General features: G+C 71.4%; 16 protein-coding genes. 9 read left to right on the top strand and 7 right to left on the bottom strand.

Annotated features, from left to right (window positions below):
• Positions 1-154: 154 nt before the first annotated feature.
• On the bottom strand, positions 155-481 hold the full coding sequence (locus ACFVT1_RS02495; RefSeq protein ID WP_389791786.1) for a DUF2530 domain-containing protein: 327 nt from the start codon (positions 479-481) through the stop codon (positions 155-157).
• Between the two features lie 220 nt (positions 482-701).
• Here ACFVT1_RS02495 and ACFVT1_RS02490 point away from each other — a divergent pair, with 220 nt between their 5' ends.
• A complete protein-coding gene (locus ACFVT1_RS02490) occupies positions 702-2,165 on the top strand; it encodes an NCS2 family permease (protein WP_389791784.1) in 1,464 nt (487 codons plus the stop codon).
• A 75-nt stretch (positions 2,166-2,240) separates the two neighbouring features.
• Here ACFVT1_RS02490 and ACFVT1_RS02485 read toward each other — a convergent pair whose 3' ends face one another.
• The gene (locus ACFVT1_RS02485) at positions 2,241-2,456 is read right to left on the bottom strand and encodes a ribbon-helix-helix protein, CopG family (RefSeq protein ID WP_362195296.1); all 216 of its coding nucleotides are present in this window, start codon (positions 2,454-2,456) and stop codon (positions 2,241-2,243) included.
• 145 nt (positions 2,457-2,601) lie between these two features.
• Here ACFVT1_RS02485 and ACFVT1_RS02480 point away from each other — a divergent pair, with 145 nt between their 5' ends.
• The 3 genes from ACFVT1_RS02480 (at position 2,602) to thpR (ending at position 5,188) form a co-directional block, all read left to right on the top strand.
• Positions 2,602-3,042 (top strand): MarR family transcriptional regulator, encoded by a 441-nt coding sequence (locus tag ACFVT1_RS02480; RefSeq protein ID WP_362195299.1) that lies wholly within the window; start codon positions 2,602-2,604, stop codon positions 3,040-3,042.
• A 96-nt stretch (positions 3,043-3,138) separates the two neighbouring features.
• Positions 3,139-4,473: an MFS transporter gene (locus tag ACFVT1_RS02475; RefSeq protein ID WP_389791782.1), complete on the top strand. Its 1,335-nt coding sequence runs from the start codon at positions 3,139-3,141 to the stop codon at positions 4,471-4,473.
• A 142-nt stretch (positions 4,474-4,615) separates the two neighbouring features.
• Positions 4,616-5,188: an RNA 2',3'-cyclic phosphodiesterase gene (gene thpR, locus ACFVT1_RS02470; RefSeq protein ID WP_389791780.1), complete on the top strand. Its 573-nt coding sequence runs from the start codon at positions 4,616-4,618 to the stop codon at positions 5,186-5,188.
• A 297-nt stretch (positions 5,189-5,485) separates the two neighbouring features.
• Here the strand turns inward: thpR and ACFVT1_RS02465 are convergent, their stop codons facing one another.
• A complete protein-coding gene (locus ACFVT1_RS02465; protein WP_389791778.1) occupies positions 5,486-6,262 on the bottom strand; it encodes an alpha/beta fold hydrolase in 777 nt (258 codons plus the stop codon).
• A 90-nt stretch (positions 6,263-6,352) separates the two neighbouring features.
• Between ACFVT1_RS02465 and ACFVT1_RS02460 the strand changes: the two genes are divergently transcribed.
• Complete coding sequence (locus tag ACFVT1_RS02460; protein ID WP_389791776.1) at positions 6,353-6,883, top strand: PadR family transcriptional regulator; 531 nt, start codon at positions 6,353-6,355, stop codon at positions 6,881-6,883.
• A gap of 255 nt (positions 6,884-7,138) precedes the next feature.
• Here the strand turns inward: ACFVT1_RS02460 and ACFVT1_RS02455 are convergent, their stop codons facing one another.
• From ACFVT1_RS02455 to pip, 3 genes are all read right to left on the bottom strand, one after another.
• Positions 7,139-8,134, bottom strand: coding sequence for an aldo/keto reductase (locus ACFVT1_RS02455; RefSeq protein WP_389791774.1), 996 nt, complete (start codon positions 8,132-8,134; stop codon positions 7,139-7,141).
• Positions 8,135-8,275: 141 nt separating this feature from the next.
• Complete coding sequence (locus ACFVT1_RS02450; protein ID WP_389791772.1) at positions 8,276-8,464, bottom strand: hypothetical protein; 189 nt, start codon at positions 8,462-8,464, stop codon at positions 8,276-8,278.
• Positions 8,465-8,656: 192 nt separating this feature from the next.
• Complete coding sequence (gene pip / locus ACFVT1_RS02445; RefSeq protein ID WP_389791770.1) at positions 8,657-9,634, bottom strand: prolyl aminopeptidase; 978 nt, start codon at positions 9,632-9,634, stop codon at positions 8,657-8,659.
• Positions 9,635-9,699: 65 nt separating this feature from the next.
• Here pip and ACFVT1_RS02440 point away from each other — a divergent pair, with 65 nt between their 5' ends.
• The 4 genes from ACFVT1_RS02440 (at position 9,700) to ACFVT1_RS02425 (ending at position 12,550) form a co-directional block, all read left to right on the top strand.
• Positions 9,700-10,227: a hypothetical protein gene (locus ACFVT1_RS02440; RefSeq protein WP_389791769.1), complete on the top strand. Its 528-nt coding sequence runs from the start codon at positions 9,700-9,702 to the stop codon at positions 10,225-10,227.
• Between the two features lie 127 nt (positions 10,228-10,354).
• Complete coding sequence (locus ACFVT1_RS02435) at positions 10,355-10,813, top strand: MarR family winged helix-turn-helix transcriptional regulator (RefSeq protein ID WP_389791767.1); 459 nt, start codon at positions 10,355-10,357, stop codon at positions 10,811-10,813.
• Positions 10,810-11,727 carry an ABC transporter ATP-binding protein gene (locus tag ACFVT1_RS02430; protein ID WP_389791765.1) on the top strand — a complete coding sequence of 306 codons (918 nt, stop codon included), beginning with the start codon at positions 10,810-10,812 and terminating at the stop codon, positions 11,725-11,727. The genes ACFVT1_RS02435 and ACFVT1_RS02430 overlap by 4 nt, the downstream gene beginning before the upstream one ends.
• Complete coding sequence (locus ACFVT1_RS02425) at positions 11,687-12,550, top strand: ABC transporter permease (RefSeq protein WP_389791763.1); 864 nt, start codon at positions 11,687-11,689, stop codon at positions 12,548-12,550. Before ACFVT1_RS02430 ends, ACFVT1_RS02425 begins: the two co-directional genes overlap by 41 nt.
• 74 nt (positions 12,551-12,624) lie before the next feature.
• On the opposite strand, the gene ACFVT1_RS02420 is transcribed toward ACFVT1_RS02425, so the two are convergent.
• A complete protein-coding gene (locus ACFVT1_RS02420; RefSeq protein WP_389791761.1) occupies positions 12,625-14,379 on the bottom strand; it encodes an NlpC/P60 family protein in 1,755 nt (584 codons plus the stop codon).
• Positions 14,380-14,661 lie beyond the last annotated feature (282 nt).

Genomic DNA, 14,661 nt, shown 5'->3' with positions numbered 1-14,661 from the left:
GAAACGGGGGGTAATGGTCCTGCGGGTGGACGGAGACCCTGAGGCCGGGGCGGCGGACGCCGGGGGACGGTGGACACGCCGGGGCAGCCGGAACTACGCCGGGGCGGCCGGGACGATGGTGGGGGTGGTGGACGCCCCCGGTGGCCGGAACGCGTTACGCGGGGGTGTCCGAAGAGCCCTTGCCGTCCGTCCCGGTGCCGGGCACGGGGGCTCCGGCCGACCCCTCCTCGGCGGCGGACGCAGCCGCGCGCTTGATCGCCGCGTCCCGTCCCCGTACGTACCAGATGCCGATCAGGCCGAGCCCCGCACCGGCCAGACAGGTCCACACCCACCACGCGTACCCGTGGTCGTCGAACCAGCCGTAGAACGGGAGCTGGACCAGGAAGAGGACGAACCAGAGGATCGTGCCGCCCGTGATGGTGGCGACGACGGGCCCCTCCAGGGGCTCGGGTGCCTCGTGCTTCGGTGTCCACTTCGCCATGACCTCAGTGTATGGGGCCCCCTGCGGCCCCCTCCCGTAGCCCGTAAAGACGGCATACATAAAGGCCGTCCGGCCGGGTGGCCCATGGGTCTACGCGCGGAGATAGCGATCTTCGCCTTATGTATTCATACTGAATCTGCTTACGACTGTCTCGAATTATTCGTCTGAAAGTCCAAAGCTGACCACTTTTAACCCCCTCTACGTACGACTGAGGTCATACATGTCCCCCTCGGCCACCGCTCCGGTCGATTCCGTCCAGTCCCCGGCTCCCCAGCCGCAGAACGGCCTGGACCGCTTCTTCAAGATCTCCGAGCGGGGGTCGTCGGTTGCGCGCGAAATCCGCGGCGGATTCGCCACGTTCTTCGCGATGGCGTACATCATCGTGCTGAACCCGATCATCCTCGGTAGCGGCAAGGACATGTACGGTCACCACCTCGACGGTGGCCAGCTGGTCACCGCCACCGTGCTGACCGCCGCGTTCACCACCCTGCTCATGGGCGTCATCGGCAATGTGCCGATCGCGCTGGCCGCCGGTCTCGGTGTCAACACCGTCGTCGCGCTCCAGCTCGCCCCCAGGATGACCTGGCCGGACGCGATGGGCATGGTCGTCCTCGCGGGCATCGTGGTGATGCTGCTGGTCGCGACCGGGCTGCGGGAACGCGTGATGAGCGCCGTGCCGAAGTCGCTGCGCAAGGGCATCGCGATCGGTATCGGCCTCTTCATCCTGCTGATCGGCCTGGTCGACTCGGGCTTCGTCTCGCGCTACGTGGACAAGGCGCAGACCACCGTCCCGCTCAAGCTCGGCGGCGTCCTCGACGGCGGTCACCTGCTCGGCTGGCCCGTCCTGATCTTCATCCTCGGCACGCTGCTCACCCTCGCGCTGATCGTCCGCAAGGTGCCGGGCGCGATCCTGATCTCCATCGTCTCGATGACGGTCGTCGCGCTGATCATCAACGCGATCGCCGATCTGCCGGCCGGGGCGTGGGGGCTGACCGTCCCGCAGTGGCCGGGCAACCCGGTGGCCACCCCGGACTTCGGACTGGTCGGTCAGGTCAGCCTGTTCGGCGGCTTCCACAAGGTCGGCATCCTCACCGGCATCCTGTTCGTCTTCACCGTGCTGCTGTCCTGCTTCTTCGACGCGATGGGCACCATCCTCGGTGTCGGCGACGAGGCGAAGCTGACGGACAAGGACGGCAACTTCCCCGGCATCAACAAGGTGCTGTTCGTCGACGGCATCGCGGTCGCCGCGGGCGGCGCGAGCTCCTCCTCCGCCTCGACCTGCTTCGTGGAGTCCACGGCAGGTGTCGGCGAGGGCGCCCGTACCGGCCTGGCGAGCGTCGTGACGGGTCTGCTGTTCACGGTGGCGCTGTTCCTCACCCCGCTGGCGACCATGGTCCCGTCGCAGGCGGCCACCCCGGCGCTGCTGGCGGTCGGCTTCCTGATCATCTCGGGTTCGGTGCGGGACATCGACTGGAGCGACTACACGCTCTCCATCCCGGCCTTCCTGGCCATGGTGATGATGCCGTTCACGTACTCGATCACCAACGGCATCGGGATGGGCTTCATCGCCTTCTCGGTGCTGCGGGTCGCGGCCGGGCGCTGGCGCGAGGTGCCGGTGGCGATGTACGTGGTGTCGGCGGTCTTCGTCTTCTACTACGCGATGCCGGCCCTCGGCCTCACCTGACCGCTGCCGCCCGGAGGTCCCGCGTGACCGCTTCCGGCCCGAGGTCTCGGGCGACCGCTGCGGCCGCCCGGGGGCTCAGGTGACCTCTTCCGCCCCGACCCCCGCGGCCCCCTCCGAACCGTAGAACTTCTCCGTCTCGTCGACGGCCGCCTTGAAGCGCTCGTCGAAGTCATCGCGAATGAGCGTCCGGACGACATAGTCCTGGACGCTCATTCCGCGTTTGGCGGCATGCTGCCGGAGCCGGTCGAGCAGCTCACCGTCTATCCGCAGGCTGAGCACAGTCGATCCCATGGCAAGCAGGGTTACGGCCCGGGAAGCCGGTTCGCGTTACTTTCCGGATCCGACTCACTCGTTCGGGTGATCGATTGGGCAATCTGCGGTGCGCGCGTGTAACACGAATGGTCTTTAGGGTAGGTAATGAGTTACGCTAATAAACATGCCTGACCTGATCCACGACGGCGACAGTGCGGCCGCCGTGAGCTCCCTCCGCTCAGCCGTGATGCTGCTCGGCCGACGCCTCAAGCACCAGCGCGTCGACGAGTCGCTGAGCCCCACCGAGATGTCGGTGCTCGGCACGCTCGCCCGCTGCGGCTCGGCCACGCCCGGTGAGCTGGCCCGCAAGGAGCATGTGCAGCCTCCGTCGATGACGCGCATCGTCGCGCTGCTGGAGGCGAAGGGGCTGGTCAGACTGGAACCGCACCCCGATGACCGTCGTCAGAAGATGGTCAGCCAGACCGAGCGGGCGGAAGCCATGCTCGAAGAGAGCCGCTCGAAGCGGAACGCCTGGCTGGCCACCCTCGCCGAGGGCCTGGACGAGGACGAGTGGGAGACGCTGCGCAAGGCGGCGCCCGTGCTGGAGAAGCTCGCCCACCTGTAGCGGGGCCGGCCGCGCCGGGACACAGCCGGCGCACCGCCCGCCCCGCCGCATCCCCGTCAGCCAGCGCAATCCATCCGCCCGAGGAGGCGAACCCTTTTGAGTACGGGATCCGGAGCAGACTCCGCCCCCGCACCGACTTCCACCCACGAGAGCAAGCCCGGCGGGACCTTCTCGTCGCTGAAGATCCGCAACTACCGCCTGTTCGCCACGGGCGCCGTGATCTCCAACACCGGTACCTGGATGTCCCGCATCACGCAGGACTGGCTCGTCCTGAGCCTCACCGGTTCCGCCGCCGCCGTCGGTATCACCACGGCCCTCCAGTTTCTTCCGATGCTTCTCTTCGGCCTGTACGGCGGCGTCATCGCCGACCGTCTCCCGAAGCGGAAGCTTCTCCTCGTCAGCCAGGCGGCGCTCGGCCTGTGCGGGATCGCCCTCGCGGTGCTCACGCTCTCCGGTGTCGTCCAGGTGTGGCACGTCTACCTCATCGCGTTCCTGCTCGGCATGGTGACGGTCGTCGACAACCCGGCCCGCCAGTCGTTCGTCTCGGAGATGGTCGGTCCCGACCAGCTGCGGAACGCGGTCAGCCTCAACTCGGCGAACTTCCAGTCCGCCCGCCTCATCGGCCCCGCGGTCGCCGGGGTCCTGATCACCACGGTCGGCAGCGGCTGGGCGTTCATGTTCAACGGCCTGTCCTTCGCGGCCCCGCTCGTCGGCCTGATGCTGATGCGTACGAGCGAGCTGCACAAGGCCACCGTCGTGCCACGCGCCAAGGGGCAGCTGCGGGAGGGACTGCGCTACGTCTCCGGCCGCCCCGAGCTGATCTGGCCGATCGTCCTGGTCGGCTTCGTCGGCACGTTCGGTTTCAACTTCCCGATCTGGCTCACGGCCTTCGCGGACGAGATCTTCCACGGCGGCGCCGGGATGTACTCGTTCTTCAACATCCTCATGGCGGCCGGTTCCCTCGCGGGGGCCCTGCTCGCCGCCCGCCGCCGTTCCTCGCGGCTGCGGATGCTGGTGGCCGCGGGCACGGCGTTCGGCCTGCTGGAGATCATCGCGTCCCTGTCGCCGTCCGTCTGGCTCTTCGCGATCCTGCTGGTCCCCATCGGCATGATCGGCCTGACGACCAACATCAGCGCGAACACGAGCGTCCAGATGGCCGCCGACCCGGCGATGCGCGGCCGGGTCATGAGCCTGTACATGATGGTCTTCGCCGGCGGTACGCCGGTGGGCGCCCCGATCGTCGGCTGGATCAGCGACGCCTACGGGGTCCGTACGGGCATGGCGGTCGGCGGAGCGTTCTCGCTGGTCGCCGCGGTCGGTGTCGGCCTCATGCTGGCCCGCGTCGGCGGCCTCCGCCTCCGGGTCGACCTCCGACCGGGCCGCCCGCACGTGCGGTTCGTCCCGCGCGAGGAACTGGCCACGGCGGCCTGAGGGCCACCCGCGGCGCACGGCACGGCCCCGACCGGTGAACACCGGTCGGGGCCGTGCCGTGTGCCGCGGGGTGCAGAGTAAAACGATACGCACGGAGGCCGGGACGCGCCGTTACGGCGGGACACGGTGCGACACTCGGCCCATGAGCAGCCTCAGACTCTTTGTCGCCGTTCTGCCGCCCGACCCCGTCCTCCAGGAACTGGGCCGTGCCGTCGCCCCGCTGCACGCGCTGCCCGGTGCCGGGAATCTGCGCTGGACCGGTACGTCCGGCCGGCACTTCACGCTCGCGTTCCTCGGCTCCGTGGACGAGGAACTGCTGCCCGAGCTGTGTGCGCGCCTCGCACGGGCGGCCCACCGCACCGAGCCCTTCCCGCTGCGCCTCCGCGGTGGCGGCCGGTTCGGCGGGCGGGCGCTGTGGGTGGGGGCCGCGGGCGCACTCGACACCGTGCGGCTCCTCGCCGAACGCGCGGACGCCGCCGCCCGCCGCTCCGGCGTCCCGATGGACCGGCACCGCCGCTACAGCGCGCACCTCACCCTGGCCCGCAGCCGCACCGAGACCGACCTGCGCCCCTACGTCGCGGCCCTCGAAGACTTCGAGGGCACTCCGTGGGAGGTCGGCGAGGTCGCCCTCGTACGCAGCAACCTGCCCGTTTCCGGGATGGTGGGGGAGCAGCCGCGGTACGAGGTGATCGGATCCTGGTCGCTGGGCCACTGAGACCGGCGGTTACGCTCGAAGGGTGGATCCGAAGACCAGAAACCGCATCATGGCGGTCGTGCTCGTGCTGATGTTCGTCGTCGTCGCCGTGGCAGCCGCCGTCGGTCAGTGACGGCCGCCGCCGGCGGCCGTGCCGTGGGCGGCCGCTGCGCCCTTCCGCTCCCCGTCCCGCGGCCGCGGCCGCCCCGCGCCGTCCGGCGACGGGACCGGCACCTGGCGGTACGAACCGACCCGTGAGCGCGACCCTGCGCCCGTCGCGCCCGTCGCGCCCGCCTGTCCAGCCGCGCACCCCTCCCGTCAGGCGGCGACGGCCAGTGCCGTCTCTCTGGCGAACGCCTCCGGGTTGTCCAGCATGATGTTGTGCCCGCACTCCGGGACAGCCACGACCCGCACCCCGCCCGCGAGGAGCGCGTCCTCGCCGGGCAGCGGCCCGTTGTCCAGGGGCCGCAGACAGGTACGCGGAATCCTCAGGTCCAGCAGGAGTTCGCGCATCGTCGGTGTCGTTCCCCGGGCGAGCTGCACGGCGCTGCGGTGCAGTGCCTCGGGGCCCGCGAGGCGCATGGTCGACCACCAGTGGGGTCCCACCCGGTCGCGCACTTCCTCCCGGCCGCCGGCCAGGAACTCCTCCTCCGTGTACGCGGCGATGCCGCTGCTGCCCGGCCGCGCCGGACCGGGGGCGACCGGGTCCAGATCGGCGTCGACGAGCACCAGCCGGGCCACCAGCCGGGGGTGGCGGGCCGCGAGTACGACGGCCACCGCGCCGCCCATGCTGTGCGCGACCACGTCCGCCCCGTGCGCCCCGGCGGCCCCCATCGCCGCCGCCACCGTGTCGGCGTGCTCCTCCAGGGTGTAGCCGAACGCCGTGGGGCGGTCGCTGATCCCGAAGCCGAGCAGGTCCATGAGCAGTGACCGGCCGTCGGCCAGCAGGGGATGCGCGGCGCTCGCGGTGAAGTACGGGCCGGACGAGGCCCCGAGCCCGTGCAGGTAGACCCGGGTGCGGGACGCGCCGGGGCGGCCCGGAAGCTCCACCCACCGGATGCGCGCGCCGTCGGCCGTCACCTGAGCGTTCTGCATGTCTCCTCCTCGTCGCCGCACCACCGGTCATTACCTCGGTGAGACTATACATCGTCTTCGAGGTATAACGTGATCGGGGATGATGCTCCCATGCTGGAACTGGCCATCCTGGGATTTCTGTACGAGCAGCCGCTGCACGGCTACGAGCTGAAGCGCCGCGTCGCCCACCTCACCGGGCATGTCCGCCCCATCGCGGACGGCACGCTCTACCCGGCGATCAAACGCCTGGAGCGTGCCGGATGGCTGGAGCGGCGGACCGAGCCGGGCAGCAGGGCCGCCCCCCGCCACACCCTGACCCTGACCGAGCAGGGCCGTGCGGAGCTGCGGCGCCGGCTGCGGGAGGCCGGCGACGTGGACATCAGTGACGAGAACCGCTGGTTCACCGTCCTCGCCTTCCTCCGTCATCTGGCGGCCCCGGCCGAGCAGGCGGAGGTGCTGCGGCGCCGGCTCGCGTTCCTGGAGGAGCCGAGCAGCTTCTTCTACGAGGGCGAGCGGCCGCTCGGTGCCGAGGCGTTCGAGGACCCGTTCCGGCGGGGGCTGCTGCGGATCGCCCGCGCGACGAGTGAGACGGAGCTGAGCTGGCTCGGGGAGACGCTGAAGGAACTCGAAGCCCCGCGCTGAAGCCCCGCGCCGAGGAGCCCCGCGCCGAGGAGCTCCGTGCCGAGGAGCCCTGCGCCGAGGAGCCCTGCGCCGAGGAGCTTTGTGCTGAAGCCCCGCGCTGAGGCGGGTACGGGACGGGCCGCCGTCACCCGCGCCCCCCGAGGTGCGGGGGACGACGGGGCGACGGCGGCCCGTGAGGTGGGGTGCGGACCCGATGCGGGATCCGCTCGGCTCCGGCCGGTACGCGGCGGCCCGTGAAGAGGGGTCAGACCCCGCTCACCAGGCGAACGCCTCAGGCGACGGCCCCGGACCCGGGAAGATCTCGTCGAGCGACGCCAGCAACTCCGCGGAGAGGTCGAGCTCCAGCGCCCGCAGCGCCGAGTCCAGCTGCTCCTGGTTGCGCGGTCCGACGATCGGCCCCGTCACCCCCGGCCGCGCGAGCAGCCACGCCAGGCCGACCTCGCCCGGCTCCAGGCCGTGCTTGTCGAGCAGGTCCTCGTACGCCTGGATCTTCTCGCGCTGCGCCGAGTCCTTCAGCGCGTCCGCGCTGCGGCCGGAGGCCGAACGCCCCGCCGTCCCCGCGCGCTCCTTCTTCAGCACACCGCCCAGCAGGCCGCCGTGCAGCGGGGACCACGGGATGACACCGAGGCCGTACTCCTGCGCGGCCGGGATGACCTCCATCTCGGCGCGGCGCTCCATCAGGTTGTAGATGCACTGCTCGCTGACCAGGCCCAGCGAGCCGCGCCGGGCGGCCAGCTCATTGGCCTGGGCGATCTTGTAACCGGCGAAGTTCGACGAACCCGCGTAGAGGATCTTGCCCTGCTGGACCAGGACGTCGATCGCCTGCCAGATCTCCTCGAAGGGGGTGTTCCGGTCGACGTGGTGGAACTGGTAGAGGTCGATGTAGTCGGTCTGGAGCCGCTTCAGCGACGCCTCGACCGAGCGCCGGATGTTCACGGCGGAGAGCTTGTCGTGGTTGGGCCAGGCTTCGCCGTCGGCGGCCATGTTCCCGTACATCTTGGTGGCCAGGACCACCTTGTCGCGCCGTTCACCGCCCTGGGCGAACCAGGTGCCGATGATCTCCTCGGTGCGGCCCTTGTTCTCGCCCCAGCCGTAGACGTTCGCGGTGTCGAAGAAGTTCAGACCGGTGTCCAGCGCCGCGTCCATGATGGCGTGGCTGTCGGCCTCATCGGTCTGCGGGCCGAAGTTCATGGTGCCGAGGACGAGGCGGCTGACCTTGAGTCCGGTGCGTCCGAGCTGCGTGTACTCCATGGGCACCAAGCCAACGCCTTCGAGTCCGCTCGAAGCAAGAGCGAGTGGCTTCGGGAGCGGCCCGGAACGACCCCTGCCCCGGCGGGAGTGTGGGGCAGGGGCGTCGGGCGAACGGCCGGCCCGAACGCCTTGTGCGGACGGCTACTTCAGGTACACGGTGCCGTCACCGGCGACCTTCGGTGCGGTCGCGCGCACATCGGCCCTGGCCGGGCCGGACTTGGCGTCGGCGGGCACCGAGGGGTTGCCCGTCACCCCCTCGAAGACCAGGACGCCTGCCACGGCGGAGGTGGCCACGGCGGCCGTGACCCAGATTCTCTTCTTCGCTCTCACGTCGTACCCCAAGGATCGTGCGGGACTGATGGTTCTCAGTGCTGCGCTCGGTGACAGATGGTCATGCCGGGACCAGTGGGGGGTACGACTGCTACCGCGCACGCAGTGGAGGCTCGGCTTGCCATGCCGCGGCGGCGACTCGGCCCTCCCCCTGTGCGTGCCGTCCGGGCGCGGGGTGAATTCCGCTTCCGTTCACCGCCGGGCAAACCGGTCCAGGGCGGCCAGCACCGCCCGGCTCGTCGCCGGACCGCCCAGATGCCCCGCGCCGTCGATCACGGTCAGTTCCGCGTCCGGCCACGCCTTCGCCAGCTCCCACGCGGTGATCAGCGGCCCGCCCAGGTCGAACCGCCCGTGCACCAGCACACCCGGGATCCCGGCCAGCCGCCCCGCGTCCCGGATCAGCTGCCCCTCCTCCAGCCAGGCGCCGTGGGAGAAGTAGTGCGAGCAGATCCGCACCAGCGCCTGCCGGGCCCGGCCGGGGCGCCCGCTGTACGGCGGCGGTCCGGTGTACGCCTCCTGGGAGAGCACCGCGTCCTCCCAGGCGCACCAGTCGGCCGTCGCCTTCTCCCGCACCCCGGCGTCGGGGCTCTCCATCCGCCGGGCGTACGCGGCGAGGACATCCGCCGTGACGTCGCTCCCGGCCTCCGGCACACCGGCCCGGAACAGCTCCCACGCCTCGGGGAAGATCTGCCCGGCGCCCCGGTACAGCCAGTCGATCTCGGAGCGCCGGGTCGTCGTGACGGCCGCGATGACGATCTCGGAGACCCGTTCGGGGTACTGCTCGGCGTACGCGAGGATCAGCGTCGAGCCCCAGGAACCGCCGTACAGGAGCCACTGGTCGATCCCGAGGTGGCGGCGCAGCCGCTCCATGTCGGCGATCAGCCGGTCGGTCGTGTTGTACCGCAGGTCGGCGGCCGGGTCGCTCGCGTGCGGGGTGGAACGGCCGCAGCCCCGCTGGTCGAAGAGGACGACGCGGTAGCGGTCCGGGTCGAAGTACTGCCGGGGCCGCTCCGTGCACCCCGAGCCGGGGCCGCCGTGCACGACGAGTGCGGGTCTGCCCTCCGGGTTGCCGCACACCTCCCAGTACACGAGGTTGCCTTCGCCGACATCGAGCATGCCGTGCTCGTACGGTTCGACCGGCGGGTACTTCTCGTCGGGTCTGCGGTCCATGGCGCGGAGCTCCCTCGGTTCGGCGGGCAAAGGGGCCAGCGTAGGGCGGGCGTAGCCTGGGCGCTGTGAATTCCGTACCCCGGGTACTGGCCGTACTCGACGAGCTGCTGACCGCCGCCGCCCCCGACGATCGCGGCGCGCTGTGGCAACTGGCCGAGCAGGGGCGGGAGTTGGACGCGAATCTGGTGCGCCTCCCGCCGGGCGCGGAGGTCGGTGAGCATCAGGAGGACGTCCTGGACGTCCTCCTCGTCGTCGTCGCGGGCAGCGGCCGGGTGGCCGTCGGGGGCGGCGTGCTGCGGCTGACCCCGACCACCGTCCTCTGGCTGCCCCGCACCTCCCGCCGCGCTCTCGCGGCGGGGCCGGAGGGGCTGGCGTACGTGACCGTCCACCGCCGCCGCCCCGGCCTGTCCGTCAGGTCCTCGGCCGCGGTGTCCCCGCCGGCGTACGAGGGCGGCGAGGCGCCCTGCATGCTGGACCGGGTCTGCCCCGCGTGCGGCCGGCTCTCGCAGGACCCGGAGCCGGTGTTCTGCAGCCGGTGCGGGGAGCGGTTCGCGGACCGCTCCGGCCCCCTCGGCCCCGCCCCCTCCCCGTAGGGGGGTGAGGCGCTGAGCCCTCTGCCCCTTGCGGCTGCCCTCTGCCCCTTGCGCCTGCCCTCTGCCCCTTGCGCCTGCCGGGCCTCCCGCATGTGTGATACCTCGCAAACAGAGCTAAAATGGACAGATGGCGGCGGCTGATCTGTCCGATGAGCTCGCCGGACTCCTGCTCCGTATCCAGCGGCTCGCCCGGCGAAGGCTGTGGAGCGGCCTGAGCGGTCCGCGGCTGCGGGGCGCGCACGCCGAACTGCTCCGGCTCGTCGTCGCCGAGCCCGGCATCCGGGTCTCGGCCGCCGCGCGCGACCTCTGCCTCGCGGCCAACTCGGTCAGCACCCTGGTCAACCGCCTCGTCGCGGAAGGGCTGTTGCGGCGGGACACGGACCCCGGTGACGGGCGCGCCGCGCTGCTGTACCCGACCGCCGCGGGCATCGGGAGGATGCGCGAGTGGGGTGCGCGGCGCGACGCGCTCTTCCGTGAACACGTGGCGAGACTCGATGCGGCCGAGCGGGAGGCGCTGACCGCCGCGCTCCCGTCGCTGCGCAGACTCGCCGAGTCACTGCGAGAAGGGGAGGAGACGACCCCATGACCACGCCGACACCCCCCGAGGGCCCGCAGACGCCGCAGGCACCCGCCCTCAACTGCACCGGCCTGAGCTACAGCTTCGGCGACGCGAAGGCCGTCGACGGCCTGGACCTGCTGGTCGGCCCGGGGGAGGTGTTCGGGCTCCTGGGGCCCAACGGCGCGGGCAAGACCACCACCATGCGCGCGATCACCACACTCCTGCCCGTGGCGCCCGGCGTCATCGAGGTGTTCGGCCACGACGCGGCCCGGCAGAAGATGGCGGTACGGCGCCTGCTCGGCTACGTACCGCAGCAGTTGTCGGCCGACGCGAGCCTGACCGGCCGGGAGAACGTCCAGCTCTTCGCCCGCGTCTTCGACGTGCCGCGTCGCCAGCGCGCCGCGCGGGTCTCCCAGGCGCTGGACGCGGTCGGGCTCGGTGAGGTCGCGCACCGGCTCGCCGCCACGTACTCCGGCGGCATGGTCCGCCGCCTCGAACTCGCGCAGGCCCTGGTCAGCGCGCCCCGGCTGATGATCCTGGACGAGCCGACCATCGGCCTCGACCCGATCGCGCGGGACAGCGTCTGGGACCGCATCAACGAGATACGGACCGGCACCGGCATGACCGTGCTGGTCACGACGCACTCCATGGACGAGGCCGACCAGCGCTGCGACCGGCTCGCGCTGATGCACCTCGGCAGGCTCCGCGCGCTCGGCACCCCCGCCGAACTGAAGGACGAACTCGTCGCCCACCGCCGGGAGTCGGGCGAAACGGGCCTGCCGCCGCCCTCCCTGGAGGACGTCTTCCGCCACCACTCCGGACGCGGACTGAACGACCCCGGCTCCGGTTCCGGTTCCGGTTCCGGCTCCGGTTCCGACGAAGGGAAGGGAGCGTTCCGAGATGTCCGCCGTACCCGTCGCACCGCATCCCGTCTCGGCTGAGTCCGGCCCGCCCGACCGGCGCTTCGCGCTGCTGCTGTCGCCGCCGCCGCCCCGCACCGGCTGGCGCGTCGTACCGGCGAGAGTGGCCGCGATGTGCACGGTCGAACTCCAGAAGCTGCTCCACGACCGCACCGAGATCTACACCCGAGCCGTCCAGCCCGCCCTCTGGCTCCTGATCTTCGGCGAGACCTTCTCCCGCATCCACGCCATCCCCACCGGAGGCGTCCCGTACCTCGACTTCCTCGCGCCCGGCATCATCGCCCAGTCCGCCATGTTCATCGCGATCTTCTACGGCATCATGATCATCTGGGAGCGGGACTCCGGCGTCCTCACCAAACTCATGGTCACCCCCACGCCCCGCACCGCCCTGGTGACGGGCAAGGCCTTCGCCGCCGGGGTGAAGGCGCTGATCCAGGCCGCGGTCGTGATACTGATCGCCGCCCTGCTGGGCGTGGGCATGACGTGGAACCCGCTGCGGCTGCTCGGCGTCGTGGCGGTGGTCGTGCTCGCCTCGGCGTTCTTCTCCTGCCTGTCGATGACGATCGCCGGGATCGTCCTCACCCGCGACCGGCTGATGGGCATCGGCCAGGCCATCACGATGCCGCTCTTCTTCGCCTCCAACGCGCTCTACCCGGTCGCCCTGATGCCCGGCTGGCTCCAGGTCATCAGCAGGGTGAACCCGCTGAGCTACCAGGTCGACGCCCTGCGCGGCCTCCTCATCGGCACCCACGCCCACCTGCCCCTGGACTTCGCGGTCCTCGCTGTCGCGGCACTGGTCGGCATCGTCGCCGCCGGTTCCCTGCTGGGGCGCCTGGCCCGCTGAGCACCGCCGTTCCGGCGGGTACGCGCCCGAGCGGGCGCGCAGCACCGCCGGAACCGGGCTCCTGCGGCGTGGTGTCAGAGGCGGTGGACCGTGTGCAGAGTCCTGGCGTAGGTGCCCGTGCCGTCCAGCACGGAGGCACCGCCGAGATCGGCCATGGTGGGCCCGTTGACGGTCTTGCGGCTGGAGAAGAAGCGCCGCTTGCCGGCGGCGTCCTCGCCCAGGTAGATGCCGACGTGGTCGACGGTGGCCGTCGTGCTGTCGTCACCGGAGTCGGCGTTGAACAGCACCAGGTCGCCGGGTTGCAGCTGCGCCGCGGCGGGCGGATTGGTGCCGTTGGTCCGGTCGACGCGCACACCGGGCGAGTAGTCGGCCATGTGCCGGGACTTGCGGGGAATCCGCAGCCCGGAGGTGTCCTCGCCCGCGGCCAGCGGCACGCCCATGTGGTAGCCGTACACCATGCGGGTGTAGCCGGAGCAGTCGAGATTGCCGGCCTGCTTGCTGGACGGCCCGGTGTAGGCGCCGTCGTCGAAGGTCCAGCCGATGCCCGTGTACTCGTGGAAGTCGGCGCCCTCGTAGCGGTAGCCCTGAGGATTCAGATACCCGTACCCGGCCTCGCCCAGCACCTGCTTCCCCTGGGCCGGCCCCGCTCCGGCCGTCACCGCGGGCGCCCCGCCGAGGAACATCGCGGCGTACGCGAGGACGTCCGGAGCCGTGGAACCGGCCCAGCCGCGTATGCTCCGCTCCACCTCGTCGTTCCACGTACCGTCGAAGGGCTGGGGCAGCACACGCACCCAGTCGCCGTGAGTGACGCCCGGCGGGACGTTCCAGTTCGCGGCATCCACCTGGAAGCGGCTGACGGAGAGCTTGACCGGCAGGTTGGTGCAGCCGGTGTTGGCCAGTGCCCGCAGGCCCACCCGGCCCTTGGTGAAGGTGGAGTCACTGACGTCGACGGCCCACGCGGAGGGTTCCGCCGACGCCGAACGCCACGCCTTGACCTGGACGCGGGGGCCCTCCCGGCGCACCCTGATCGTCCATTCGGTGCCCGCGGGCACGCCCGTGGCGAGTGTCAGGGCCGACGTCAGCTGGGTGACCGTGTCGGCGACCTCCTTCTCGACGCGCAGTTCGACCGCGCCCGTGGTGAGGAAGGACAGCCGGGCCCGGTAGTTGTTGTGGGTGTCCTGATAGCCGAAGGACAGCGCGTACGAGCACGCCTGACCGGTCGGCACCTTGTCGAAACCGGCCACGGAGCGCACATCGACGTCGGTGATCTCGTCGTCGCGCAGGCTGGCGTGACGGCTGGCGTTCTCGGTGGTCAGGGCGATGACGCCGGTACCCGGCACCACCGAGTAGTCGGTGCCGGCGGGCCCGAGGGTGGACCAGCTGCCGCCGCCCGGGGAGGTACCCCAGTACTGCCGCTCCGCGGCCGGCAGCGACAGGTCCGGCAGCGTGCGCCGGAAGTCGTCCGCGAAGGGCCGCTTGTTCTCGCTGAACGTACGCTGCGGACCCGGCAGTACGACGGTCCGCGCGCCGTGGGTCAGCAGCGCGACGCGTCTGCCGCCGGAGGTGACCTCGGTACGGGCCGGGGTACCCGGCAGCACGGCGGGGGTGAGCGGGGTGCTCAGTGTCACGGAGGTGAAGTAGGAGGCGTCCAGCGGGGGCATCGTCACGGAGAAACGGGCCGGGGCCGGACCGGCCGGCGCCGCGAAGGGCTGCACGGACACGGCCGAGCCGGCGGCGCGCGCCGGAGCCGTGGCCAGACCGGTGAGCGGAACGGAGGCGGCGGAGGCCGCGAGGGCAGTCAGCAGAGTGCGCCGGGATGTGTTGATCATGTGGCACATGATCGCGTGTGCCGCGCCCGCTGTTCCCCCGGCCTGCTGCGCCGCGTACGGCGGGAAGCAGGCCGGGCGGCGAGTTGGGCGGGCAAGTCGCGTACGGGGCCGTGCAGTTCACCGACTCCCGGGCAGGCCCGGTCGCGCGGATCGGGATCGCGGGCGGTGGCCTGCCGCATGAACCGGTTCTGGAGGTGGTGGCCCGGGAAGGGTAAGGGGGGCCGGTATCGGCGCGGTGCCAAGTGCGCCTGCCCGGTGCGGATGTGGCGCTGCCGCCAGGGG

The organism is Streptomyces sp. NPDC057963 (genome assembly GCF_042887155.1).
GTDB lineage: Bacteria > Actinomycetota > Actinomycetes > Streptomycetales > Streptomycetaceae > Streptomyces.
This window is presented reverse-complemented; position numbering and strand designations above follow the sequence as displayed.